Below are 638 nucleotides of genomic sequence, written 5' to 3'. Positions count from 1 at the left end.
GAACGCACCTTGCTCATTGACGCCTATAGCCATGAGCTCATCGCTGAGCTAGAGAGCTACCCCAAGTGCGCCCATGACGACTGCTTGGACGCTTTGGAAATGGCCATGCGCATCGCTAGGGCTAAAAACCGCCTAGATTATGCCAAGGTCCACAAAGGGCTCAAAAAACGGGTGTTCAAAAGAGCGGGGTTGTGACGCGAGCCGGGATTAAGCAGTATGCTTAATCCCGTTTGCGAGGAGCTAGCAAGAAGCAGCGCAACGGGGCAAAGTATGCTACTTCGCCCCGGCTCACCTAACGGGGATCACCCTAGAGCGCGCTTAAAATATGTCTAGTTCTCCAAATGGCCTAAGAGATAACCACATATGTCTCTTGTGCCCCTATCATAACACAAGCCGGCTTAAGCTCAACAACCTCCCAACCGCTTTTCTTGCGCGTACAAGCACCATCAACTCCATGATTCTAAAAACGTTTGCGTGATCAAAGTAAGATGATCGTTATCCTAGAAGCGGGGAGTTTTGCGCGTTTTTAGGCTTTGAGGTTACATACCCTCCATCCGTATTGCCCCCCACACGGATCAAACGCTCAAGCGCTACGGGACGCACAAACTTCAAATAAGCGTCCACCATTTTGGCACATT

General features: G+C 50.6%; 1 pseudogene. It reads left to right on the top strand.

Annotated elements, in window-relative coordinates:
* Positions 1-195: pseudogene (locus EAO38_RS08665) on the top strand (phage terminase large subunit); the annotation flags it as partial.
* Between the last annotated feature and the right edge of the window lie 443 nt (positions 196-638).

The organism is Helicobacter vulpis, from assembly GCF_003660395.1.
GTDB lineage: Bacteria > Campylobacterota > Campylobacteria > Campylobacterales > Helicobacteraceae > Helicobacter > Helicobacter vulpis.
The sequence above is the reverse complement of the archived record's forward strand: the minus strand, read 5'-3'. Positions and strand labels throughout refer to the sequence as shown.